This window comes from Lactivibrio alcoholicus, assembly GCF_055390895.1.
Genome location: NZ_AP042471.1, coordinates 196,802 through 222,250, shown reverse-complemented (window position 1 = coordinate 222,250; position 25,449 = coordinate 196,802). Strand labels below are relative to the sequence as shown.

Annotated in this window: 22 protein-coding genes; 20 read left to right on the top strand and 2 right to left on the bottom strand. The window is 59.4% G+C overall.

The window, feature by feature from the left end:
* Positions 1-6: 6 nt before the first annotated feature.
* Positions 7-1,314, bottom strand: coding sequence for an MFS transporter (locus tag ACZ5IU_RS01125; RefSeq protein ID WP_464419675.1), 1,308 nt, complete (start codon positions 1,312-1,314; stop codon positions 7-9).
* 131 nt (positions 1,315-1,445) lie between these two features.
* On the opposite strand from ACZ5IU_RS01125, the gene ACZ5IU_RS01120 reads away from it, so the two are divergent.
* From ACZ5IU_RS01120 to ACZ5IU_RS01105, 4 genes are all read left to right on the top strand, one after another.
* Positions 1,446-2,141, top strand: coding sequence for a helix-turn-helix transcriptional regulator (locus ACZ5IU_RS01120; protein WP_464419673.1), 696 nt, complete (start codon positions 1,446-1,448; stop codon positions 2,139-2,141).
* Positions 2,110-3,981: a thiamine pyrophosphate-dependent enzyme gene (locus ACZ5IU_RS01115; RefSeq protein WP_464419671.1), complete on the top strand. Its 1,872-nt coding sequence runs from the start codon at positions 2,110-2,112 to the stop codon at positions 3,979-3,981. Before ACZ5IU_RS01120 ends, ACZ5IU_RS01115 begins: the two co-directional genes overlap by 32 nt.
* 3 nt (positions 3,982-3,984) lie before the next feature.
* Positions 3,985-4,545 carry a 2-oxoacid:acceptor oxidoreductase family protein gene (locus ACZ5IU_RS01110; protein WP_464419669.1) on the top strand — a complete coding sequence of 187 codons (561 nt, stop codon included), beginning with the start codon at positions 3,985-3,987 and terminating at the stop codon, positions 4,543-4,545.
* A 147-nt stretch (positions 4,546-4,692) separates the two neighbouring features.
* Positions 4,693-5,559, top strand: coding sequence for a ComEC/Rec2 family competence protein (locus ACZ5IU_RS01105; protein WP_464419667.1), 867 nt, complete (start codon positions 4,693-4,695; stop codon positions 5,557-5,559).
* Here ACZ5IU_RS01105 and ACZ5IU_RS01100 read toward each other — a convergent pair.
* Positions 5,502-6,602 carry a DmpA family aminopeptidase gene (locus tag ACZ5IU_RS01100; protein WP_464419665.1) on the bottom strand — a complete coding sequence of 367 codons (1,101 nt, stop codon included), beginning with the start codon at positions 6,600-6,602 and terminating at the stop codon, positions 5,502-5,504. The genes ACZ5IU_RS01105 and ACZ5IU_RS01100 overlap by 58 nt on opposite strands.
* 286 nt (positions 6,603-6,888) lie before the next feature.
* Here ACZ5IU_RS01100 and ACZ5IU_RS01095 point away from each other — a divergent pair, with 286 nt between their 5' ends.
* The 16 genes from ACZ5IU_RS01095 to ACZ5IU_RS01020 all read left to right on the top strand — a co-directional run bounded on the left by ACZ5IU_RS01095 (position 6,889) and on the right by ACZ5IU_RS01020 (position 25,443).
* A complete protein-coding gene (locus tag ACZ5IU_RS01095; protein ID WP_464419663.1) occupies positions 6,889-8,043 on the top strand; it encodes an HD-GYP domain-containing protein in 1,155 nt (384 codons plus the stop codon).
* A 92-nt stretch (positions 8,044-8,135) separates the two neighbouring features.
* Entirely contained in the window at positions 8,136-8,915 is a 780-nt protein-coding gene (locus ACZ5IU_RS01090; RefSeq protein WP_464419661.1) for a TetR/AcrR family transcriptional regulator, read from the top strand.
* Positions 8,908-10,095 carry an efflux RND transporter periplasmic adaptor subunit gene (locus tag ACZ5IU_RS01085; RefSeq protein ID WP_464419659.1) on the top strand — a complete coding sequence of 396 codons (1,188 nt, stop codon included), beginning with the start codon at positions 8,908-8,910 and terminating at the stop codon, positions 10,093-10,095. Before ACZ5IU_RS01090 ends, ACZ5IU_RS01085 begins: the two co-directional genes overlap by 8 nt.
* A gap of 11 nt (positions 10,096-10,106) precedes the next feature.
* The gene (locus tag ACZ5IU_RS01080) at positions 10,107-13,235 is read left to right on the top strand and encodes an efflux RND transporter permease subunit (RefSeq protein ID WP_464419657.1); all 3,129 of its coding nucleotides are present in this window, start codon (positions 10,107-10,109) and stop codon (positions 13,233-13,235) included.
* 117 nt (positions 13,236-13,352) lie between these two features.
* Positions 13,353-14,117, top strand: a complete 765-nt coding sequence (gene modA, locus ACZ5IU_RS01075; protein WP_464419655.1) for a molybdate ABC transporter substrate-binding protein — start codon at positions 13,353-13,355, stop codon at positions 14,115-14,117.
* A 10-nt stretch (positions 14,118-14,127) separates the two neighbouring features.
* On the top strand, positions 14,128-14,772 hold the full coding sequence (gene modB / locus ACZ5IU_RS01070) for a molybdate ABC transporter permease subunit (RefSeq protein ID WP_464419653.1): 645 nt from the start codon (positions 14,128-14,130) through the stop codon (positions 14,770-14,772).
* Positions 14,773-14,859: 87 nt separating this feature from the next.
* Complete coding sequence (locus ACZ5IU_RS01065; protein WP_464419651.1) at positions 14,860-15,972, top strand: AAA family ATPase; 1,113 nt, start codon at positions 14,860-14,862, stop codon at positions 15,970-15,972.
* Positions 15,965-16,648 carry a DUF4276 family protein gene (locus ACZ5IU_RS01060; protein ID WP_464419649.1) on the top strand — a complete coding sequence of 228 codons (684 nt, stop codon included), beginning with the start codon at positions 15,965-15,967 and terminating at the stop codon, positions 16,646-16,648. The genes ACZ5IU_RS01065 and ACZ5IU_RS01060 overlap by 8 nt, the downstream gene beginning before the upstream one ends.
* 40 nt (positions 16,649-16,688) lie before the next feature.
* Positions 16,689-17,765, top strand: coding sequence for a sulfate/molybdate ABC transporter ATP-binding protein (locus ACZ5IU_RS01055; protein ID WP_464419647.1), 1,077 nt, complete (start codon positions 16,689-16,691; stop codon positions 17,763-17,765).
* Between the two features lie 156 nt (positions 17,766-17,921).
* Positions 17,922-18,374 (top strand): hypothetical protein, encoded by a 453-nt coding sequence (locus tag ACZ5IU_RS01050; protein WP_464419645.1) that lies wholly within the window; start codon positions 17,922-17,924, stop codon positions 18,372-18,374.
* Positions 18,371-18,928 (top strand): hypothetical protein, encoded by a 558-nt coding sequence (locus ACZ5IU_RS01045; RefSeq protein ID WP_464419643.1) that lies wholly within the window; start codon positions 18,371-18,373, stop codon positions 18,926-18,928. Before ACZ5IU_RS01050 ends, ACZ5IU_RS01045 begins: the two co-directional genes overlap by 4 nt.
* A 277-nt stretch (positions 18,929-19,205) precedes the next feature.
* Positions 19,206-20,816 (top strand): lipid II flippase MurJ, encoded by a 1,611-nt coding sequence (locus tag ACZ5IU_RS01040; RefSeq protein WP_464419641.1) that lies wholly within the window; start codon positions 19,206-19,208, stop codon positions 20,814-20,816.
* A gap of 29 nt (positions 20,817-20,845) precedes the next feature.
* Complete coding sequence (locus ACZ5IU_RS01035; RefSeq protein WP_464419639.1) at positions 20,846-21,592, top strand: acyltransferase; 747 nt, start codon at positions 20,846-20,848, stop codon at positions 21,590-21,592.
* 10 nt (positions 21,593-21,602) lie between these two features.
* Complete coding sequence (locus ACZ5IU_RS01030) at positions 21,603-22,928, top strand: nucleotide sugar dehydrogenase (protein ID WP_464419637.1); 1,326 nt, start codon at positions 21,603-21,605, stop codon at positions 22,926-22,928.
* Positions 22,929-22,934: 6 nt separating this feature from the next.
* The gene (locus ACZ5IU_RS01025) at positions 22,935-24,428 is read left to right on the top strand and encodes an AlbA family DNA-binding domain-containing protein (protein WP_464419635.1); all 1,494 of its coding nucleotides are present in this window, start codon (positions 22,935-22,937) and stop codon (positions 24,426-24,428) included.
* Entirely contained in the window at positions 24,421-25,443 is a 1,023-nt protein-coding gene (locus ACZ5IU_RS01020; RefSeq protein WP_464419633.1) for a Gfo/Idh/MocA family protein, read from the top strand. The genes ACZ5IU_RS01025 and ACZ5IU_RS01020 overlap by 8 nt, the downstream gene beginning before the upstream one ends.
* Positions 25,444-25,449: the final 6 nt, after the last annotated feature.

Sequence of the window (25,449 nt, the reverse complement as noted above, 5' to 3'; positions counted from 1 at the left end):
CCTTCGTTACGTTCGGCGTTTCGCGTCCAATTCCACGGCGATGTTGCGGCACTTCGTCTCCGGAAGGAGCAGGGAGCAGAAGACTCCCGCGACGCACGCCGCAAAGCAGAGCAGGAACGCTCTTCCGTACTGCGCGTCCGGAGGGAGCGATGCGCTCGCGTCGAGGATGACGCCCATGAAGGTCGTGAGAGCCGCGGAGCCGAGGAAGCTTCCGGTGTTGAGGACTGCGAGGCCGATTCCCGTGAAGTCCGGTGCGTTGAGTTCCTTCGCGTACGCCCAGGAGATCACGTAGCACGTTCCCGTCAGTCCCATGACGAAGAAGAGCGGGGCGAGGAGCGGGCGCGGAATCGAGGCGCCCGAGAACGCGAGGATCCCCCAGCACGCGGTCGCGAAGACGGAAAGCGTCACGAGCGGGATCTTCCGGCTCCCCATCCTGTCGGAAATCCACCCCGTGAGGAGACTTCCCGCCATGGTCCCGTAGATCGTCCACGCGGCGAAGGTGGACGCCGCGGCCTTGTCCATCCCGTACACGGCCGTCAGGAATGGAACCGCCCAGGCCCCGGAGAATGCGAGATAGGTTCCGGAGAACGCGCCGCTGACGATCGAGGCGGGAAGCATCTCGCGCCGCGCGAAGACGTTCGCGAGCGCCCTCGAAAGCGACGTCTTCCGCACCGGAGCCGCCGTCGCCTCGTTGACCGGCGGGAAGCCCATGTCCGACGGCGCGTTCCGGATGAAGACGTAACAGAGGACGGCGAGAACGACCGAGACCGCGCCGATCCCGGCGAACGTCGTCCTCCACGAAATCCACGCGACGACGATCGCGAGCGGCGTCTGGGCGACGACGCCTCCGAGGTTCCCGATCAGGGCCGTCAGACCGGACATCGTACCGAACTCCCGTTCGCGGAACCACTTCGACTGGATCTTCAGAATGGAGACGAAAACGGTCGACACGCCGGCGCCGACGAGAAAGCGGCCAACGAGCAGCACGGACGACGACGGCGCGAACGCGAAGAGAAACGACCCCGCGCCCGCGACGATCATCCCGACCGTGACGGTGAGCCTCGCGCCGAGCGAGTCCGCGAGCATCCCCACCGGGATCTGCATGATCATATAGGCGTAGAGATACATCGACGCCATGTTCCCGAAGGATGTCGCGCTCAGCGAAAACGCCCGGACGAGGTCGTCCCGGACGACCCCCGCCGCGAGCCTGTGGAAGAAGACGATCATGTACGCGAGAACCATGACCCCCCAGACGATCCACCGGTACCGAAACGCGCCGTTGCGCGAGGAAAGGCCTTCCGATTCGTCTCTCATGAACCCACGTCCTTCCGGAAAGTTCGTCCGGGCAATCATACCATTCGAGGAATGGATGCCGGAACGAATCACAGGATATCACAAAAAAGTGATATAATCACAATAAATTGATGGCCGAAAGGAAGATCGCCGTGACGCTCCATCCGATTCTCGCGTCGTACGTTCCGGTTATCCGGGGGTTGGCGGAAGCCCTCGGACCGGATTACGAACTCGTTCTCCACGATACGTCCGTTCCGGAACACTCGATCGTCGCGATCGAACACGGATACGTGACTGGGCGCGCCGTCGGGGGGGCGGTTACGGACTATGCGCGGTTTCTGCTCGCCCGCCCGGAAGTGTCGGGGAGCGAGTATGTCGCGAATTCGCTGACGCGGACGCGCGACGGAAGACGAATCCGCACGACGACGATCTTCATTCGGGACGAGAAGGGCGCCGTCCTCGGATACCTCTGCGTCAACTTCGACATGGCTCGCGCCGAGGCGCTCAAGGCGATGGCCGATCATTTGACCGGCGTTCGGGACGACTCGTATTCGGAAGTTCCGCGCGACGAAGGCCCGCCGGGGCGGATGGACGAGCTGGTGGAGCGCAACCTGAAGGTCATGCGGCGGCGCATCGGAAAGCCGCTCCGGTTGTCGACAAGGCAGGAAAAGCTCGAGGCGATGCGGATTCTTGACCGAGAAGGATTCTTTCGGCTCAAGGGAGCGGTGGAGACGCTGGCCCGCGAAATGGGGAACACGAAGTACACGGTCTATTCCTATCTGAGGGATGTCCGTGGAGAGGAAGGGGGAGGCGACCATGGGAACGAAAGCGATTCTGATGGGAAATGAGGCGATCGCACGGGGGATCGTCGAGGCCGGATGCGAGGTCGCGTGCGCCTATCCGGGGACGCCGTCGTCGGAGATTCTGCCGTCGATCGCGTTCTGGGCGGACGATCTGAAAACGAAGACGCAGGTCGAATGGGGCGCGAACGAGAAGGTCGCGTTCGAGACCGCGCTCGGTGCGACGTATGCCGGAAAGCGCGCCTGCGCCGTGATGAAACAGGTTGGGCTCGACGTGGCGGCGGATCCGTTCATGACGTGCTCTCTGACCGAGCTGAACGGAGGTCTCGTCCTTGTCGTCAGCGACGATCCGGGGTGCCACGCGTCGCAGACGGATCAGGACTCGCGTTTCTTCGCGATGTACGCGAAGATCCCGTGCTTCGACCCCTCCGACGCGAGAGAGGCGAAGGAAATGGCGCGCGACGCGTTCGAGGTTTCCGAGAAGTACCGCGTCGTGACGATGCTTCGTCCGACGGTCCGCGTCGACCACTGCCGGCAGGATGTCGACCTTCTCGACCCGGTTTCCGTCGACCGCCCCGCGAAGTTCGACCGTCAGCCCGTCGGGCACTTCATTCATCTTCCAGCCCGGCTGATCCGGGAGACGCTCCCAATGCACAACGAGCGGTATGCTCGAATCGCCGCGGATTTCGAGACGGCATTCCCGAAGTACAACTACGAAATTCCCGCCAAGGGAACGGCACGGTTCGGGGTCGTGGCGGGAGGCATCTGCTTCGCCGCCGTGATGGATCTCCTCGGGGATCTCGGCCGGCCGGACGTTGCCGTTCTCAAGATCGGAACGCCGGTCCCGCTTCCCGTAAAAATGGTCGAGGACTTCATCGCGCGGCACGAGAAGACGCTCGTCCTCGAGGAGACGTACCCGGCGATCGAGATGCAGCTTCCGGACCGGACGGGAACGCTCGGCCGCTGGAACGGATTCGTTCCCTCGAACGGCGAACTGACGACGGACGTCATCGCGGGCATCCTGTCGCGCTTCCTCGGCGACGGCGTCGCGTCGGAGGACGCCGCCGCGCAGTCGCTCGCCTCGGCGCGGAACGCCCTCGGGCTCGGCGTGCTCCCGCCGCGCTTGTGCCCGGGCTGCGGACACAGGCCCGGTTTCGCGGCAATCCGGAAGGCGTATCCGAACGCCATCGTATGCAGCGATATCGGCTGCTACGGCCTGGTCAAGCAGCAGAACGCGATCGACACGATCGTCAGCATGGGGGCGTCGATCACGGTCGCCTCGGGGGTATATCTCGCGCACAAGGCCGACGGCAAAGGGGCCGACCGGCCGATCTTCGCGACGCTTGGCGACTCGACGTTCTTCCACATGGGCCTGCCGGGACTCGCGACGGCCGTCTACAACCGCCACGCGTTCGTTCTCTGCATCATGGACAACGGCACGACGGCGATGACGGGCGGCCAGGACAATCCCGGAAGCGGGGGCAAGATGCGCGAAGGGGAGGAGGGCGTCCGTCTCCCGATCGAGGAGACGGCGAAGGGGTGCGGCGCGAAATACGTCGTCACCGTCGATCCGTACGCTCTGAGGAAGAACGCGCCGGTCCTCAGGGACGCGTGGGAATACGCGCGGAAGAACCTCGAGCCGGCGGTCGTCGTCATGCGTCATCCGTGTCTCACGAAGCTCAAGGTCAGGCAGGAGCGCATCCCGGTGACCGTGAAAGAGGAAAAGTGCGTCGGATGCACGCAGTGCATCACGAACTTCAACTGTCCGGGGCTTGTGTTCGACGCGACCCGAAAGAAAGCGTCCATCGACGAACGTTTCTGCGTCGAGTGCGGCGTCTGCATCGAAATGTGTCCGCAGGACGCCATCGTCCGCAGGGAGGAGGAATAGGCAATGCAGAGCGTCATCGTAGGCGTCGGAGGCCAGGGGATCGTCTTCGCGAGCAAGGTGCTCGGACACGTCGCGCTGAAGCGCGGAGACTCGGTCATGGGGAGCGAGGTCCACGGAATGTCGCAGCGCGGCGGCTCGGTCATCAGCCACTTCAAGATCGGGCAGTTCCGAAGCCCGCTTGTGCGCAAGGGGTGCGCCGATGTCCTTCTCGCGTTCGACCAGATGGAGGCGTTGCGTTCCTACGACTTTCTCGTTCCCGGCGGTCACGCGGTCGTGAACGTCCACGACGAAGCCGCGATTGAGAATCCGGACCTCCGGAGCTATTTCGGGGCGCGCAAGATCCGTCTTCACGCGGTCCGGGGCTACGAGATCCTGAAAGAGCACATGGGCGGAAAGTTTCTCTTCCTGAACGTCCTGATCCTCGGCGCGATGTGCGGCGCGGGTGCGGGGAACGTCACGATCGACGAGGTCCGGGCCGCCGTGTCGGACCTGACGCCCCAGAAATTCCTCGAGGCGAACCTCAAGGGGCTCGATCTCGGGTATGAGGCCGTGCGAGGACAATAAGGCGCAGTGAAACGAGTGCACATTGGACCTTGAAGAGCGGAGAAGCGGTCGGGGCGTGACGTCCCCGGCCGCTTTTTCTTCGGTATAATCGATCTGCGGTCTGACAGACGCGAAGGGGCGATGCCCGTGGGTGCATGGGGACGTTTCGTGATTTCCATAATGTTTCTCTTCCGGGCGTTTTCCTGCTTCGCGGCCGGGGAGCTCGAAGTCCACACGATCGACGTCGGGCAGGGAGACGCGACGTTCGTCCGCTTCCCGGGCGGACGGACGATGCTCGTCGACGCGGGCCCGAAGGACGCGGCGCAAACCCTCGTGCGGTACCTCGAGAGAGCGGACGTCCGAACGATCGATATCCTCGTCGCGACGCATCCGCACGAGGACCATATCGGAGGAATGCGGGCGGTCCTCGCCGCGTTCCCCGTCGGAAAGATCTGGGATTCGGGATTCCGGCTCGCGTCACGGACGCAGAAGGACTTTCTCGAAGACATCCGTTCTCGGGGCATCCGCTTCGGTATGCCGAAGGCCGGCTTTTCGGAGACGGTCGACGGCGCGCTCGTCAGGGTTCTCGCGCCGGCCCGGGAAGTTCGTGGAAGCGAAAGCGACGCGAACAACAATTCGATCGTGCTGTTCCTCCGGTACGGATCCGTGTCGTTCCTGCTGACCGGAGATATGCAGCAGGAAGAACGACGTTCCGTAGGGACCTTTCCTCGTGCGGACGTTCTCAAAATCGCGCATCACGGCTCCCGCGACGGAACGGACGAGGTCTTTCTGGGCCAGGTCGCGCCCCGCTGCGCCGTCATCCCCTACGGACACGGAAACCGCTACGGCCATCCGGACGACGGGGTCGTCTCGATGCTCCGGGGGCGGGGCGTTCGGATCTTCACGACCGCGGACGACGGAAATATCGTCTTCAGGACGGACGGTTCGGGCGTTTCGGTGACCGCGGCGCCCGAGAGTCATTCGCTCGTCGGCGAACTCCTCAGGTTATTCCGGAAGCTGACGGGCTGGTTCTGACGCCGGAAAAGGTGCGCGTATGACGTGAGGGACGTCCTCCTGTGTCCGCCGCGCCCCGTCACTTCCTCCGCGTGGAGCATGGAGCAGAGAACCGCCTCTTCGGTTGCCTCCACCACGGCGCGGAAGACGACGTTGATGGCGTCGTCGTGAAGCGAACGCAACGGAAGTATCCGGCGTTCCCCGGGAAAATGCGGGACTCTGTTCGCGGTCGTGAAGGCGACGGCGATCTCGCCGCTGCCGTTTCCGATGAACGAACCGGTCCGGGTGATTCCGACCGACGCCCTGAGACACAGTCGCCTGAGCTGACGCTCGGAAAGCGGGATGTCCGTCGCGATCACGACGATGACGGATCCGCTTTCGTCGCATCGTCCTTCGGCATCGAGCCTCCTGCCGACGCGAATTCCGTCGACGACGAGGTCGCCTCTCTCGCCGAAGTTGGAGAGGACGAGAACGCCGACGTGGTACCGTTCGTCTCCGATCGGGACGAGCCGCGAAGAGCTTCCGATTCCTCCCTTGAGTTCGTAGCACGACATTCCGCGTCCTGCGCCGACGGCCCCCTGCGCGAATTCGTCGCTCGCGTCGTCGATCGCCGCGCGGACGTGTTCACCTCGGACGTGCATTCCGCGGATGTCGTTCAGGTATCCGTCATTGCATTCGAGGACGAGCGGGTTCACCGTCCCCGTCGAAACGCCGATCTCTGGGTTCGATCCGAGCATGTGCCTGATTGTCGCCTCCGCGACAGTTCCGACGCTGAACGTGTTGGTGAGCAGAATCGGCGTCTCGATCGTCCCGAGTTCCTCCACCTGCACGAGTCCCAGGGATTTTCCAAAGCCGTTGAGGACGCGGCACGCGGCCAGAACCTTGTCTCGAAAGCAGTTTCCCGGGTGAGGAAGCAACGCCGTTACCCCGGTCTGGACGGGACCGTCGGAAATCGTGCACTGTCCGACGAGGACACCGGAGACATCGCAGATCGTGTTCCGCGGTCCGGAGTCGAGTTCTCCGATCCGGAGACCGTATTCTTTGAGGATTGTATTTTCGTTCATCGGACATATCTCTCTCCTTTGCACAATAGAGTCCCGGATTGATTCGAAATGCGCAGAAAATACGGGAAAGGCGGTACATCGATCCCGATTCGGGTATGTTATGCTCCTTCCGTTAGTTGTCAGTGAAGAACAACGCCAGACTCTTCCAAAAGATATGCCGTCGGGTCGCGTGAATGCCGATACAAAACGCACCCGGCGGAAAAACGCGGGAGCGCCCCATGACGTGTATCATACCGTAACGCTTCGTACCGCGCAGCCTCACCGCGGAAGGGGATGTGACTCCACAGTGAAAACGACGCTTGTTTCCATCGATGAACTGGCCTCCACCCATGGAATCGTCGAAGAGGACGTCCTTTCCCCGCAGGGAGCGCTCCTCCTCCCGCGCGGAACTCCGGTCGAAGCGATCAGGACGGTCTTCCCGGATTTCTCGGGCACCCTCTCGCAATTCGGAATCCGGTACATCCGCGTCTCCGTCGAACGCGAGTTCCTTGCGGTGCAGGATCTTCAGGACGCGCTTTCCGATGTCCACACACAAATGGCCCACATCGACCCACGCCTGTCGAACCTCGTTCTTGGAAGGCTTCGCGATGCCTATCGAAAGCTCTCGTCGGGAATCGCCGCATCCCGGGACATCTCTCTTCTTCTCGAGACCGGATGCGTTCTGGCCCGCGAAATCGCGAAAACGCCTTCGGTCATGTTTTCTCTCGAACGAGTCCGCGCGTGGGACGAATATTCCTACGTCCATTCCCTGAACGTTGCCCTCCTCTCCGGATTCCTCGCGTCGGTGCTCTTCAGGGGGGATATTCGCGCCATAGAACTGCTCTCGATCGGCGGCCTGCTTCACGATCTCGGAAAGGCACTGATCCCTCGGGAGATTCTGAACAAGCCGGGACAGCTCGACAAAGAGGAATACGATATCGTCAAGCGACATCCGATCGACGGTGAGCGTCTTGCCGGAGCGGGAAGCGTCCGCGACGAGCGCATCCTGTGCATCGTGAGGACGCATCACGAACGCTGGAATGGAACGGGATACCCCGCGAAGATCAAGGGGGAGGAGATCCCGATATTCGGGCGGATCGCGGCAGTCGCGGATGTCTTCGATGCCCTGACGTCCCGTCGCGTCTATAAGGAAGCCTATACGAACGACAAGGCCCTCGGCACGATTCTCTGCGAAACCCAACACAAGTTCGACAGGAGAATCGTGCGTGCCCTGCTCGGTTCCCTCTCTCTCTATCCGCCGAGTACTGTGGTGGAACTCTCGGACGGCTCCGTCGGAGTGGTCCTCGCCTCATCCGCCGGGAATCTCGTCCAACCGGATGTCCTCATCACTCACGATGTCGGCGGGCGTAAGCCCAAGGGGATTACCGTTCTTCGCCTCTCGAGGGGATCGAACCTCTTCGTTCGTCGCTGCCTCGAAATCTCCCACAAGAGCATCGCCTGATCCTCCGCGGCGATGCACCTCCGTTTGTCCGGGTCCAGTCTCCTGGCAATAGCTTCTTGACAAAATTTGACATGATGTCAAAATATGACACCATGGGGACAAAAAGCAGGAAGCATCGCGAATTCGAACACAGGGAACGGCTTTTTCTGAGAGAAGCGAGACGGCTTCTCCTCGAGAACGGTTTTCCGGCGCTCAGCATGGATCAGGTGGCTGAGGCCCTCGAATACTCGCGGGGGACGCTCTATCAGCACTTCCGTTCGAAGGAGGACCTCGTCTGCGCGCTGACGCTCGAGACGATGGAAACGATCGCCGGCATGATGGAAAGGGTCGAGTGCTTCGACGCTTGCTCGCGCGACAAGACGCTCGCGTGGGGCTTCATGCTCGGGCTGCTTGCGGATCTCCATCCCGACTACATCACCACGCAGCTGATTCTCGAGGTACAGGACATCGACGAGAAGGCATCTCCCGAAAGGGCGGGGAGAATCCGTTTCCTCCACGCGTCGCTTCGCGAACGCGTCCTCTCGATGATGAAGCTCGGCATCCGGGAGGGGAACCTTCATCTCAGGGACGACGCGGAAAAGGAGGAGCTCCTGTTCGGACTCGTCGCGCTTTCGTGGGGTGCGCTCGTGACGGGGACGGATCCGGAGGATAAGCGTCTTCTCTACATGGATGTCGATCTGGGACAGGGACTCATCCGCAATATCGACGCGCTTCTCGACGGATACGGCTGGCGTCCGCTCTCGAAAGATCGAAATCACGAAGATGTGCGGGGTCGGATTCTGCGAGAGGTCTTCGCGGCGGAGCACGCTGCGGTTCGGGCGCTGCGTTCGGGATGCCGTGGACCGGAGAAACGGAGGAACGAAGATGCGTAGAAGGTATGTGATGCTCCTGTCTTTCGCGACGGCGGGAATCTTCGGCGGGTGGCTGGTTCTCTCCGGCTGTGCGGGGACGGCGTCGAAAGATCTTCCCGCTGCGGAACAGGGTGGCCGGAGAGTCCCCGTCGTAACGGAGACCGTCGTGTCCCGGGATTTCTATGACCGTGTATCCGTTCAGGGAAACCTGAAGGCGGTAACGTCAATACTGGTGCCTCCGCGTGTCGGTGGTGTCGTGGAGAAGATCTTCGTCGACAAGGGGGATGCGGTCGGGGAAGGCGAAACGCCGCTGTTCCAGATCGAGGATGTCAGGCTGAAGCAGGCGGTCGAAATAGCCCGTCAGCAGCTCAACGCGGCCAGACTGCAACTGAGCGAACGCGAGATAGCGCTCGAACGGACGCGCGCGGAGCTCGACAAGGCCCGAAAGGATCGCGATCGCTACGAGAAGCTCTATCGGGAACGCGTCGTCTCGCTGAACGAATTCGAGCGTGTCTCGCTGCAGCATACGCAGGTCGCCGCCGGGATCAGGGCGACGGAGAAGATGGTCGCGCTCGGCCGGGAGGGAATCCGGCAGGCCGAGGCCGCACTGGCGATCGCCGAGAAGGATCTGGGGGATACGCTCGTAAAAGCTCCGATGACGGGTGTCGTGACGCAGCGATTTCTCGATCCCGGGGCGCTCGCCGGGACAAGCACGCCGGTGCTTCAGATAGAAGATCTCTCGAAGATCAAGGTGAGCTGCTTTCTTCCCTTTCAAACGTACGCGAAGGTCCAGGTCGGAAAGACGCCAATGCGTGTCGCGATCGGGGATCGCGTGATCGATGGAGTGGTCTCCTACAAGAGCCCGACGATCAACGCGCAGCTGCGGACATTCGAGGTCGAATGCGTTCTCGAGAATCCGCCTGAAGGGTTTACGGCCGGCGCTCTTGCCGAAATCGGCGTCCTTTTCGAGAAAAGAATCGCGCCGGGGATTCCGAGGAATTCCGTTCAGACGCGGAACGGGCAGCCGGTCGTCTTCGTCGTCGAAGATCAGAAGGCGCGGATGGTCCCGGTCTCGACCGGGCTTGAAACGGACGGATGGCTCGAGGTCAGGGATTCGTCGCTTGCGCCGGGGCAGGATATCGTTTCCGAAGGCCAGTTCATGCTCGATGACGGAACTCCCGTCATGATCCGGACGAAATAGGAGACGACGCCATGTTTCTTTCGAGTGCGTCCGTTCGGCGTCCGATCGCCGTTTCGGCGCTTCTTGTGGCGCTTCTCCTGCTCGGTCTCAACGCGTGGAGAAAGATCGGCCTCGAGCAGATGCCGCGAATGGATATTCCGTACGTCACGATCGTGACCGTATACCCGGGAGCGAGCCCTGCGGAGATAGAAACGGATGTCGCGAGAAGAATCGAGGATGCCGTCAGCACGATCGACGGGTTGAAGCACGTGAACTCGATGTCGATGGAGAACATGTGCCAGAATATCCTCGAATTCGAACTCGGCGTCGATGTGGATACCGCCGCGGCAGACGTGCGGGCGAAAATCGACGCCATTCTCAACGACCTGCCGGAAGCGGCGGAAAAGCCGAAGGTGATGAAGCTCGACATCAACGCGACGCCGATCATCACCCTGGCGCTGACGGGAAATGTTCCGGTGGACGAGCTGTACGACTACGCGGACAACAAACTCCGCGACCGCTTCGCCGTCGTTCGCGGAGTCGCGAACGTCGAACTGATCGGAGGATCCAAACGCGAGGTTCACGTTCTTCTCGACAGGACCGCTCTGGCAGCCAGAGGGCTGACGACGATGAACGTCGTCGGCGCGGTGCAGCGTGGAATCCGTCTCATTCCATCGGGACGTATCCAGGACATTGGGTCCGAGTATTCTGTGAAATTCGACGCGGACTATCGCGACATATCGAACATGGGAAACCTCGAGATCGCGAATACGCCGCAGGGACGGGTCTATCTGAAGGACATCGGGCGCGTCGAAATGCGCCCCGAGGAGCCCAGACAGACGGCCTTCCTCGACGGAGCCCCCGCAATCGCGATCAGAATCGTCAAGAAGGCCGACGCGAACGCGCTCAGGGTCGTCGGGGAAGTCCGGGATCTCATGGATTCCCTCGTCCGTCTGCTGCCGGGCGGAATGCGACTCGTCTGGGTTCACGACAAGGGCGACATGATCAAGGCCTCCAACGACAGCGCGCTCGGCGACATCTGGACGGGAGTCGCGCTGACGGCCCTGATCCTCTTCTTCTTCCTGTACAACGTACGGACGACGATCATCATCGCCATCACGATGCCAATGACGATCGTGATCGGAATGCTGTTTATCTATGCCGTCGGGTATACGATGAATACTTCGACGTTGCTCGCGATAGGCCTTTCGGTCGGAATTCTCGTTTCCAACTCGATCGTCGTCCTCGAAAGCATCGAATCGCGCCTCGCCGAGGGAATGAACGTCAGGGACGCGACGCGAATCGGGGCCTCGGACGTCGCGGTCGCCGTCCTTGCGAGCGCCGGAACGAATATGGTCGTCTTCATCCCGATCGCGACCATGGGCAGCATGGTGGGGCTCTTCTTCAAGCCGTTCGCGGTCACGAGCCTGATTGTCAATATCGCGTCGCTCTTCATTTCCTTCACGCTCACGCCGATTCTCTGCCTCCTCCTGCTGAAATCCGGCGAACAGAAAAAATGGTGGGGGCTCAGAAAGGCGGAGGCGCTCTGGAACGCGATGTTCGACCGGCTCACCGCATCGTACGTCGGATTTCTGCGGTTTTCCGGGCGATCACGGATACTGACGTTCAGCATCCTGGCAGGTGGCATCGTTCTTCTTGCGCATGCGATGTACCTTTTCCCGAAGCTTGGCCTGTCGTTCACGCCGAATATGGATCAGGGGCAGCTCTACGTAAAGCTCGAGTGTCCGACGGATACGAACCTGAAGGAGACGACTGCCCGGATGCGTGAAGTCGAGGCCATATTGAAGGAGCAGCCCGGACTCAGACATATCCTCACGACAGCAGGGAAGGTCGAGGGAGAGGCCGGGATCGCGACGGAAGGCGTATACATGGGACAGATCTTCCTGCGCTTCTGCGACAAGACGGAACGCAAATTTTCGATATTCGAACGGATGTCGGACATACGGGGGAAGCTTGCAGCCATTCCGAACGCCATCGTCACCGTCTCCCTCCCGAGTCTTGCGGGAGGGCAGGCCCGCCCCATCATGCTCCAGATCCAGGGGGATGACCTTACGAAGCTGGATGCGCTCGCGCTGCGGATCGCCGCGCTGGTGAAGCGGAATCCCGACATCGAGAACTCCGACACCAGCGTTCGCGAGGGGAAGCCGGAAATACGCATCTACCCGAAACGCGCGGTTCTCTCGGATCTCGGAATCTCGGAAACGGACCTCGGTCTGGCGCTTCGCGGCAATATCGAAGGGATCAAGGCCGGGACGTTCAAATCCTCGGACCGGACATACGACATCCGAGTGAAACTCTCCGAGGAACACGGTACGGAGCAGGTGAAGGAGTTTCTTTTCACGGGCGCTCCGGGACGTCCGCAGCTTCTCGGCAACCTCGCCGATATCCGCCAGACGAAGTCGCCGATCATGATCACGCGCGTCGACAAACAGCGAACCGCGATGTTCTACTCGGATATCGGGCGGAAGGCGGCTCTCGGGACGGTTGTCCGCGATCTTTCCGCGACGATCGACGCGAAGGCGGATCTCCCTCCGGGATACTCGTACCGCTTCATGGGAGACTACGAATTCATGCAGGAAGCGGCGAACGCGTTCCTCGAAGCGGCGATTATCGCCGTCGTGCTGACGTACCTCGTCCTCGCGGCCATCCTGGAATCGCTCACGCAGCCGATCGTCATCATGCTCACGCTGCCGCTCGGCCTGATCGGCGTCGTCTGGGCGCTCCTCCTGACGGGCGAAAACGTAAACGTCTTCGTCCTGCTCGGAATCGTCATGCTCATCGGCATCGTCGTCAATAATGCCGTGCTCCTGATGGACGCGTACCAGAAGAGACGGACTCTCGGGGAGTCGATGCGGGATGGAATGCTTGGGGCTATCGCGGATTCCTTCCGTCCGATCGTCATGATCACACTCGCTGCGGACCTCGGAATGTGGCCTCTGGCGATTGGAACTGGACTGGGGAGCGAACTCAGGACCGGGATCGGCATCGCGTCGGCGGGAGGAATTCTCGTCTCGGCGCTCCTGACGCTGCTGGTGATTCCGCTCGTTTATCTTCTCGTCGCCCCGAAAGCACGGGAAGATACGCCGGATATGAACGATGGAAAGCAGGAAGAGGGCCTCACGAGCCGAAACGACGCATGATTTTTCGGAATACGTCGGTAATTGCCCATTTGCGTTCAGGACGGTATAATGCGAACGTACGTGCAACCCGGTTGCAGTAGTGCGCCGCATTTCATAGTGAAGGGAAGGATCGTCCCGATGAGGCGTTTGCTCGTCCGTACCCTTGGTGTCGTACTGTTCGCCCTGATCTTCGGAGTTCTCGCGGCATCCGCGTCCTGCGCCGCGACCGTAGCGGCCGCCGCGAGCCTTCAGCCCGCGCTCGACGTCATTCTGCCGGAATTCAGCAAGGATACCGGAATCAAAATGGAAGTGGTATACAGCGCTTCGGGCAATCTGGCGAAACAGATCGAGAACGGAGCTCCCTTCGACCTGTATATGAGCGCCGACGAAAAGTGGGCCCGATATCTCGAGGAAAAGGGGAAGGTTACGGATCCCCGAGCGTTCGTGCAGTCGCCCCTTGTCTTGTGGTGGAAGAAAACGGAGTCGCCGAAGGAAGATGGACTGAAAGAGCCCAAGGTCACCGTGGTCATCGCAGATCCCGAGGTGGCGCCGTTCGGGAAGCTGGCGCGTAAATACCTTGAATCCAGGGGGCTCTTCGAGACGATGAACAAGGAAAACCGCGTCATCATCATGGGCGACGTGATGAAGGCGGCGCTTGCCGCAAAGGCCGGCGGCGGGGACTATGCGCTCCTGCCCCTGAGCAACGCGCAGCAGCTTGGAGAGGGGAGCTTCTCGAAGGTGCCGGCGCAACCGCAGGTCCTCTTCATCGCGAACGTGAAGGGGAGAACGACCTCCGAAACCGAAAAACTTGTGGAATATCTTTCGACCGAAAAGGCCGTAAAACTCTTCTTCTCGAAGGGATTCGAGATGGCGTCCTCTCAGGGAAAGACCGGCAGGAACTAGCGGCCGGCGGATGAACGAGGCGGTCTTTCTCAGCCTCAGGGTTCTTGCGTATGCCGTACCGCTGCTTCTCGTCCTCGGAAGCGCACTGGGGTGGGTTCTGGCCCGTTGCCGCTTCCGGGGGCGGGAGGTTGTGTCCACGCTTCTGCAGCTTCCGATCGTCCTCCCGCCTTCGGTCCTCGGCTTCTACCTGCTCTACGGAATGGGGGCCGTTCCCTTTTTCCGTGAGCGCCACATTCTCTTCGCGTTTCCGGCGACAGTGATCGGCGGAATGACGCCCGCGCTTCCGATCATGATCCAGGCGGCCCGGGCGGCGTTCTCCGGAGTCGACAGGGATCTCGAGGACGCGGCCCGGACCCTCGGCGTCGGAGAATGGCGCATCTTTTTCCGGATCACGCTCCCGCTGTCACGCAGGATGCTGTTTACGGGACTCGCGCTTTCGTCGGCCAGAGTGCTCGGCGATTTCGGCGTTACGCTGATGATCGCCGGGAACATGCCGGGGCGAACGCAGACGTTGCCTCTCTACATCTATCGCCAGGTCGAATCGCTGAACTTCGGCGCCGCGCACTGGGCTGCCGGGGCCCTCGTGGCCGTCGGAGTCGCGTGCCTCGCGGCCGTCCGACGCATGGAGACCAACCGCCATGAGCGCATGGTTTGAGGCGGATCCGACCTGTCAATCTCGTTTTTTGCGGTTTTTCCTGCGATAATAGCGCAACTGAACCATACCTTGGAGGTGCGCGTCTCTTTGCTCAGAACACTGTCTCTTTCAGGGTTCAAATCAATACGGGGGCTTCGGTCTCTGGAATTCAGACCACTGAACGTATTGATCGGCGCAAACGGTACAGGAAAAACGAACCTCATCAGCTTTTTCAGATTACTGAACTTTATGATGACGGGGGCGCTTCAGGAATTTGTCGGGCGGAGCGGAGGCGCCGCTTCTCTTCTCTTCAACGGTCCGAAAACGACTTCGGAATTCAGAGCCGACCTTGAATTCGAAACCGATAGGGGGCTGAATTCCTATTGTTTTCGTTGCGGGTACGCTTCAGGCGATAGCCTGTTTTTTATTGACGAGCGGATTCTTTTCAGTGATTTTCAATCTGGAAAGCCTCCTTATGTGCGAGTGTTGGGGAGCGGGCATCGGGAAACAATGCTCCGCGACCCGATAATGGCGCAGGAAAAGACAGCATCGTTTATAGCCGGAACGCTCTCGCGAATGCGTGCGTATCAATTTCACGACACTTCTTTCGAAGCGCGTCTTCGAGGAAGCACCGATATCGCGGATGCGCGTTTTCTCTATTCCGATGGCGGCAATCTGGCGGCAATCCTGCATAGACTCCGCGAACAGCATCGAAATCGTTACAACCGCGTCGTGGAAGTCATCCGTCTGATTGCGCCTTTTTTCGGAGATTTTGTGCTTGAACCCGCGGATACTCGCAGTCAGAGAGTTTCTCTTCGCTGGAGAGCGCGAGGAGAAGAGTATGAATTCGGCGCACACCAGCTTTCCGACGGGACGCTGCGATTCATGGCGCTGGCGACGCTCCTGTTGCAGCCGAAGGAATGGCTTCCATCGCTCATAGTGATCGACGAACCGGAACTTGGGCTTCATCCCGTCGCCGTTGCGGTTTTGGCCGCAATGCTCGAGGAAACATCGGCGAACGCGCAAATCCTTGTTTCCACACAATCCGCGGATCTGGTGACTCTTTTCGAACCTGAAAATGTTGTTGTGGTTCACAGAAAAGAGGGCGCTTCGCGGTTCGAGCGCCTGAAATCTGAGGATCTGAAGGAGTGGCTTGATGAGTATACGCTTGGAGAATTGTGGAGAAAAAACCTGATCCCAGGAGGTCCTTCCAATGGCTAGAGTGTATCTGGTCGTTGAGGGACAAACGGAACAGGCGGTGATAGAGCGTGTTCTTGCACCGCTATTGGGGGAGAAACGAGTCTACATTTCGGCGATACTTGCGGGTTCTCCCGGACATAAAGGTGGCGTTCGTCCCTTTGTCGAAGTGAGAAAAGACGTAGTGCGTCTCTTGCGTCAGGAAAAACTCACATATGTCGGAACATTCTTCGATTACTATGGTTTGCCTGTTGGCGACTGGCCCGGAAAAATTTCGGCAACGCGAGCGAGTTTTGAAAACAGAGCGCATTGTGTCGAAGACGCGATGTTGAAAGACATCGTCACAGAAATGGGAGCCGATTTTCGTCCGGAGCGTTTTATTCCATATGTCCAGATGCACGAGCTGGAATCGCTGCTTTTTGCGGAGCCAGACGTAATGGCGTGTGAATTCGATCGTCCGGACCTTGCAGAAGACTTTCGGACTATCGTTACTCAATGCGGCGGCTGCGAAAAGATCAACGACTCCCCCGAGACGGCTCCGTCGCAGAGAATCATTCGGCTGCATCCAGCGTACAGGAAAGGTCGATCGCTGAACGCGCACGCTCCCATAATACTCGGCAGGATAGGAATCGACCGAATGCGTCAGTCGTGCCCGCATTTCGGGGCATGGCTTTCAAAGTTGGAAGCTCTTGAAGAATGACGGCGTTTCGGATGCGTTTTGTGCGTGAGAACGAACCGCCATGAGCGCATGGTTTGAGGCGGACTTCGAGGACCGGATCGGAGCGTTCGCCCTGAACGTCTCGATCCGTCTCGACCACGGGATCGGCGTTCTCTTCGGTCCGAGCGGTTCGGGCAAGAGTCTGACGCTGAGGATCATCGCGGGACTCCGGAACCCTGCGCGCGGAACGATACGTCTGGGAAACGAAACGTTGTTTTCGGGCGGGAACGTCCGGAAGCGACTCCTTCCGCAACAGAGGAGGATCAGCCTGCTCTTCCAGAATCTCGCGCTCTTCCCTCACATGACCGCGCTGGAGAATGTCCTCTTCGGATGCAGAAAAGCGGGGAGCGACGCCCGCGCGTTCGCGGCGGAGCAACTGGAAACAATGCGCCTCTCTGGATTCGAAAACCGGTACCCGTCTCAGCTTTCCGGCGGACAGCGCCAGCGGGTCGCGCTTGCCCGAGCGCTCGCGTCCGAACCGGAAATGCTCCTGCTCGACGAACCGTTCAGCGCGCTCGACGGCCCCCTGCGGCGCAGCCTTCGCAACGAACTGCGCACCCTCCAGCGCGAGACGAATATTCCCGTACTCTACGTCACCCACCAACTCGATGACCTCTGTGCGCTCGGAGATCGCGTGATTGTCATGAAAGAAGGCCGAACGGAGCGTTCTTTCGCCGTCGAAACGCTCTGGAAAAACGGCGAACGCGGCGAAGCGTGGCATCTGCTCGGATGGGGGAATTTCTTCCGGGGCGACGTTCGTTCCACGGAACGAGGAACGGAGTTCTCAAACGGAACCCTATCGTTGAACACAGGGACGCCGACCCGTTACGGTCCGGCAGGAGCGTTCGTCCCCCCCGACAGGATCCGGCTTCTCACGCCCGGGGTTCCGGTCGATCCGGCGCTTGCGCCGAACATGCACGACGGCGCGGTCGAAGAAATCACGCCCCTCGGCGGAACGGCCCGCATATATGTGGAAGCCGCTCACACTCTGTGGCAGATCGAAGTTTCCCCGGATCTGATCGATAGCCTGGACATCCATTTAGGTTCAAGCGTGCGTTTTTCCATACTGCCAAAAGACGTCGAGATAGCGTACCCGTAAACGGTCGCACCTGAATCACCCGTGTCATTGCAACGGAACTCTCAAGATACCTTTCCAGGGTAAAAACGGAGCTGACATATCTTTTTTACTCTTGCGTGATATATACTGATATCAGTTATTTCATTTTGAATCCCGACAAGAAAGGAGACTGCGGTAATGAGCGAACAGAGCACATTGGAATCTTTTTTGCGATCGAAAGCCGCTGCGGGAATCAAAAAAGAAGAAACAACAGACTGGGAAAAGAGGAAAGAGTTGTGGATCCATGCGGTGGAGGAACTATATCGAAACGTACGATCCTGGCTTGCGCCACTTGAAATAGACGGCACTTTACAAAGTGAAATGTCGTCAGGATCCAGGTCCGAAGAAAAAATCGGATCATATCAAATCGATGAGCTTACTCTCCTGATAGGAAGTCAGAAGGTTCGTTTCATCCCGAAGGCGACACTCATTATTGGCGCTGAGGGACGTGTCGATATTCACGGGAACGCCGGCGTGCGGTCGTTGGTTCTTGTTAAGGGACAATGGTTTATTGTGGACCGAAAGCCGAGGCTGGTATTTCCGTTTAACGAAGATTCGTTTCAGGATGTGTTGCGGGACATCATGGAATGATCTCTCGAATTTCGATGAATGAAGACCGACTGACGCTCGATGATGTCTGGGAGCAGTACCAGACGGTAAGGGATTCCGTCAGTCGGCGGATGGCCGAATTCAGGAAGATTCCTGCAGAACGTTTTTTTGGCAAGACAGAGATAGAAGTACAAGAGTATTTTGATGAAGTCCTCGACGAATTGGACATCGAGGCTTCGTTTTTTCTGCTTGCCTCCATAGAAGCGGAGATCCGCACGGATTTTTTGCGCCGGGTTTACGAAAGGCGTAAAGACCCCGTAAGTCGTCGTTTTCGTGAGACGTATAAAGACGCAGCCTGTGCTCACGATAAAGCGAAAGTGAGGCTTGAGGAAGATATTCTGGATCCATGGGCTCAATTGGAACCTGAAGCCAGTCAATTTATCGGAGATTTGAAAGGAGCACTCAAGTATAGAAACTGGTTGGCGCATGGAAGGTACTGGATTCCAAAGCTGGGACGATTGACATACGATCCGAGTGCTCTCGTACGGCTTGCTGCCGATTTTTTCAAAGCCGTAGGCATCACTCAGACATCGTGACATCCGAAATGCCCATACAGTCCTGAACGGATGCGCTTTTTTGACGGGTTTCGATTCTTCCCGATGGCGCTTCAAAGGGTTCGAGCACGATGCCGCGTCATTTCCAGTCCATATCTTCCGGAATCCGTCGGGCGAAGTTCTCTTCAGGATTTCCGGATATCTTGACATATTCTCTAAAACGAGTAAGGATATTACTCATGAAAAGGAACGATTTGCCTCCGCAGAGAGCGGCCCAAATGTTTTCGTGTTTCTCTCCGTCAAGCGGGAGAAAACGGTGATGCTCCGATCCCTGAGGGGATTTCTCGATCGCGTTGCGGCCGTCCGTTCGGCGCGGAACTCCACGCTCCTCATCACGGGAATCTCGCTCGCCACGAAGCCGATAGGGTATCTCCGGTCAATTATGATCGCATGGCTGTTCGGAGCCTCGGCCTCGATGGACGCGTACAACATGGCGCTCGGGCTCGTCGGTTTCTTCGTCGGATCGATGGCCACGTCGCTCGAGAATGCCGTCCTGCCGACGCTGATATCCGCGCTTCACAAGGATCCCGAACGCGGACGGGATCTCATGGGCTGCATCAATCAGACGATCGTTGCGTTCGGATGTTTCGTGTGCCTTCTGCTCGCCCTTCGGGGACGCGACGTCGTCGCCTTCTTCGCCCCGGGTTTCACGGGCGAACGCCTTTCCTGGAGCGTCGCGATGCTCTGGTGTCTCCTTCCCTATACGTTCTCGCTCGCACTCAAAACCGGGCTCGACACATGGACGACCGCGACGGAACGATACGTCCTCCCCTCCGTCATCGCGGCCGTCACGAGTCTTCTTGGCTTTGCGGTTTTCGTCGCGGGCGCCTTTCTCTGGGGGGCGATCTCGCTTCCGGTCTCGATGAGCTTCTGGCTGGTCACCAACACGATCGCGCTGTATCTCTCCGTCAGGGATATGCCGCTGCGTTTCCGGCGTTTCCCGAAAGAATTGCTTTCAAGTGTTTTTTCCGACTTTATCCCCTGCGCGGCGATCCTCGGCGTCGGTGCCCTGTACGTTCTCGTCGACCGGTATTTCGTTTCGATGCTCTCCGTCGGTGCGGTCACGCACCTGTCCTACGCGAACCTGTACTTCGGCATCGCGCTTTCGTTCGCGACATCTCCGCTCCTGATCTTCCTGACGAAATCCGTCAAAAGCGGCGAGGACGCGCCGAACGAAGCGGAGAAACTGCATCGCCTGCGTTCGGGAGCGTCGCAGGCCATCGACATCGCGTTCGCGTATTTCATCCCGATCAGCGTCGCGTGCGCGGCTACGGCGATCCCCGCGATACGGCTCGTTTGGGGGTACGGCGCCTTCTCCCGTCGCGACGTCGTCCTGACGGGATTCTGCGCCGCCGCCTATTTTCTCGCGGGACCGCTCAACCTCACCTGCACGGTCTTCTACCGCTTGGCGCAGGCGCGGAAAAAACTGTACGGCGTTACGGCGCTCTCGGTCGTTTCGATGGGAATCAACGCCTTTCTCGACTGGCTTTTCTATATTCCTTTCGGCGCACCTGGCGTGGCCTTCGCGACGAGTCTCACGTGGCTTGCGGTGTCCCTCATGTATTCGCGATGGCTTCTGGGGGATTTCCGTCTCGGGACATCGCCCGTTCGGGTGTGCATCCAGACGCTCGTCGCGTTTGCGTGGGGAGGCGGCATCTTTTTTCTCGCGAACACCGCGTCCGTCGTCCGTGGAGTACTCAGCCTCGGCGCGTGCGCGATTTTTGTAGCGATGCATCTCGCGCTTCTCGAAAAGTGGGGAGTCTATTCGACTCTTCCGGCGGACTGGAGGCCGAGCGTCGTCTTTCGGTTCCTGCTGTCGAAAATCCGGTCGTCGATGCCGCGTTTCGTCCCGGAAAAGACATCGTCGTGATATCCTGATACTGAAGGATGTGAGAGTTTATGGAACCGATAATTGCAGAAAATGTCGTTTTCGGCGAACAGACGGTCATCGAACCGGATGTCGAAATCGCTCCGGACGTTCGCATCGGGCATAACGTCGTGATCCGTTCGGGGGTTCGCATCGGCAGGGGGAGCGTCGTCTGCGACGGCGCGATTCTCGGCAAGATGCCGATGAAGGCCGGAATGAGCGCGACCACCGGTGGAACATCCGCGGAACTCCCCCCTCTCGTCATCGGCGAAAACGTCACGATCGGCGCGAAATGCGTCGTCTACCGGGGGGCTTCGCTCGCAGACGGCGTCTTCGTCGGCGACCTCGCGACGATCCGCGAGAACGTCGCTATCGGGGAACTCACGATCATCGGACGCGGAGCGACCGTCGAAAACAAAACGACGATCGGCAGGAAGTGCAAGATCGAGACGTACGCCTACATCACGGCGTTCTCCACGGTAGAGGACTACTGCTTCGTCGCGCCGTGCGTCGTCTTCACGAACGACAATTACCTCGGGCGGACCGAAGAGCGAAAGAAGCATTTCGGCGGGCCGGTGCTCCGCCGCGGGGCTCGCGTCGGCGCGAACGCGACCATCCTGCCCAACGTCGAAATCGGCGAAGACGCCCTGGTCGCGGCCGGCAGCGTCGTCACGAAAAACGTCCCCGCGCGGACGATCGTCATGGGCTCCCCGGCCCGCGCGCTTCGCCCCGTGGCGGAAGAGCAGCTCATAGAGCGACAGACATTCTGCGACAGATAAGGTGATCGACGTGACTCAGGAATTAATCGAAAAGATCCGGAACAGAACCGCACGCATCGGCGTCATCGGCCTCGGCTACGTCGGCCTTCCCCTCGCGGTCGAAAAGGCCAGAGCCGGCTTTCGCGTCGCGGGGTTCGACATCCAACCCGACAAGGTCGCCATGATCAACGGGGGAGAGAACTACATCGGCGACATCGTCGACTCCGACCTCAGAAGGCTCGTGCAGGACGGAAAACTCGGCGCGTCCTCCGACTTCGGTCTTCTGAGGACATGCGACATCGTCGCGATCTGCGTTCCGACGCCGCTCGACATCTACAAGCAGCCCGATCTCTCCTACGTCGTGAACTCGGCGAAGTCGATCGTCCCGCACCTCCATTCTCCGATGCTCGTCGTACTCGAATCGACGACCTACCCCGGGACCACCGACGAAGTCCTCAGACCGCTCTTCGAAGAGGCGGGCTTCGTCGTCGGGCGCGACATCCATCTCGCCTTCTCGCCCGAACGCGTCGACCCCGGCAACGCGCGCTACAAGACGAAAAACACGCCGAAAGTCGTCGGCGGATGCACGCCGCAGTGCTCGAACGTCGCGCAAGCGCTGTACGAGGCCGTGCTCGACGCGCCCGTCCACGTCGTCAAGAGCACGCGCGAGGCGGAAATGACCAAAATCCTCGAAAACACCTTCAGGATCGTCAACTGCGCGCTCGCGAACGAAATGGCCGTCATCTGCCACAAAATGGGCGTCGACGTCTGGGACGTCATCGCGGCGGCCGCGACCAAGCCGTTCGGATTCGTCCCGTTCTACCCCGGCCCCGGCGTCGGAGGGCACTGCATCCCCATCGACCCGTACTACCTCACGTGGAAGGCGCGTGCGCACGACTACCACACGCGACTCATAGAAATGGCCGGCGACATCAACGACGACATGCCCGCCTACGTCGTCGGCCGGCTTCAGGATCTCCTGAACGAACGCAAAAAGCCGCTGAGCGGCAGTCGTGTCGTCCTTCTGGGCCTGACCTACAAGGGAGACATCGACGACCTTCGCGAATCCCCGGCCTTCAAGGTCTGGGAGATCCTCGAAAACAAGGGAGCAACGGTCCTTCCCGTCGAACCCAACTGCTCGGACGTCCGGTGGAAAGGCGACCAGAGAACACCCGAAAAACTGACGAAGGAACTTCTTGAAAGCTGCGACGCCGTCGTCGTCACCTCGGCCCACACGAAAAACGTCGACTACGCGATGCTCCTCGAAAACGCGCCGGTCATCCTCGACACGAAAAACATCGTCGCGACGACGCTCAAGATCGATCCGGACGGGTACCCGAACCTGGTACGGCTGTAACGTGAAATGAACGACACCGAGCGCATACGGGACCTGATCCGAAAAGGAGAAGGACTGACGACCGAATTCAAGGAATCGCGGCACGCTCTCAGCAGAAGCGTGTTTGAAACGGTATGTGCTTTTCTCAATCGGAATGGGGGAACGATCCTTCTCGGAGTCGCGGATACCGGCAGAATTATCGGCATCGATCCGGAGCATGTTTCTCGGATAAAAAAAGAGTTTGCAACGACGCTGAATAACCCCCAAAAGATCAACCCGCCGTCGTACCTTGCGTTGGATGACGTCATCGTGGACGGGGTTACGATCCTGCGCGTCTATGTGCCCGAGAGTTCGCAGGTGCATCGTTGCGGCGGACGTATTTTCGATCGAAACGAGGACGGGGACTTCGACATTACGGATCATACCCGTTCCGTTGCAGAACTCTACAGGCGGAAACAGAATTCGTATTCCGAGAACCGCATTTATCCCTATGCCGAGCTTGTCGATCTTCGCGAGGATCTATTTTTCCGTGTGCGAAAAATCGCCGGAATCCAGCGAAAGGATCACCCGTGGCTGCGTATGGACGATATGGAACTGCTGAAAAGCGTGCAGCTTCATCAAACGGACCTTGAAACGGGGAAAAGCGGGATTACGTTGGCGGGCATCCTTTTGTTGGGAAAGGACGATACAATACTTTCCGCTGTGCCCCATCATCGCACCGATCTCATTCTCCGCGTCAGCAACCTCGACCGATACGACGATCGCGACGATGTCCGCACAAACCTGATCGACAGTTACGACAGGATCATGGCGTTTATCGCAAAACATTTGCCCGACCCTTTCTATCTGGAACGGGACATGCGAATAAGCCTGCGGGAGCTGATTTTCCGGGAAATCGCTTCAAATCTTCTCATCCACAGGGAGTATTCCAATCCGTTCCCTGCCAAGCTGATCATTGAACATGACGCCGTGCGCACCGAAAACAGCAACAAGCCTCATGGATTTGGTCCCATCGATCCGACGTCCTTTTCCCCTTTCCCGAAAAATCCTGTAATAGCGCACTTTTTCCGGGAGATAGGGCGTGCCGACGAACTTGGTTCCGGAGTGCGCAATCTCACGAAATACGGGAAAACGTTCGGAGGAAGACTACCGGAACTGACTGAAGGCGATATCTTCAAGACCGTCGTATATCTGCCCACGGCGGACAAAAGACCTGACACCATGCAAGTCACCACGGAAGTCACCACGGAAGTCACCACGGAAGTCACCACCGAAGTCGCCTTCCTCTCCGTTTTCCGTGGAGAAATGAGCAGGCGCGAACTCCAGGCCGAACTTCGGTTGAAAAGTGCCGAGCACTTTCGAAAAGCGTATTTGGCGCCGGCGCTGGAAGCCGGGGTGATCGAGATGACGGTTCCCGATAAACCGAACAGCCGCCTGCAGCGATATCGTCTGACGGAAAAGGGCAGGATACAATTGCAGAAATCGGCTTCGCCCCTTGAAAAGGAGAGCAGAAATGAATAACACAAACGCACACGCAATCGCGATTCTGGGTTGCGGCCGGATCAGCGAAAGCCACGTCAAAGCTATAGAAGCGACCGAAGGGCTGCGCCTCGTCGCCTGTTGCGACATCATCCCGGAACGGGCGAAGGCGCTTTCAGAAAAGACCGGCTGCACGCCCTACGTCGATTCCGCCGAAATGCTCGCCCGCCCGGACATCGAACTCGTCGCCGTCTGCACGCCCTCCGGGCTTCACCCGAAACACGCGATCCAGGCCGCGCGCGCAGGCAAACACATCCTGTCGGAAAAACCGCTCGGAACGTCGCTCGAATCGGTCGACGAGGCCATCGCTGTTTGCGACGAAGCTGGAGTGCTCTACATGGAAGTCAAACAGAACCGTCTGAACCCGACAATAAAGCTGCTGCGCCGCGCGCTCGAAGCGGGGCGCTTCGGCCGGATCCACATGATCACGTCGAACGTCTTCTGGACGCGCCCGCAGGACTACTACGATCAGGCGCCGTGGCGCGGAACGTGGGAGTTCGACGGAGGCTGCCTCTCGAACCAGGCCGCGCACTACGTCGACATGGTCCAGTGGATGGGAGGTGCGGTCGAACGGGTATTCGCCCTCTCGTCGACGCTCGGGCGGCGCATCGAAGCCGAAGACACGATAACGGTCGGACTCAAATTCCGGTCCGGCGCGATCGGCAACATCAACGTCTCCGTGCTCACGTACCCGAAAAACCTCGAAGGCAGCATCACGGTCATGGGGGAGAGGGGAACGGTGCGGATCGGCGGCGTCGCGATGAACCGGATTGAGCAGTGGCTCTTTGCGGACGAGGACCCGATGGACGCCGAAGTCCAGACTGCGAGCTACGACACGAAAAGCGTCTACGGCAGCGGACACGGCGCGCTGTACGCCTCTATTCCCGCCGTTCTTGAGGGCAAACCCGCTCCCGTCGTCATGGCGCGGGAAGGGCGGAAGACGGTGGAGGTGCTTTCAATGATTAATTTTGAACATAAATATTTAAAATTTAATTAAACGTGT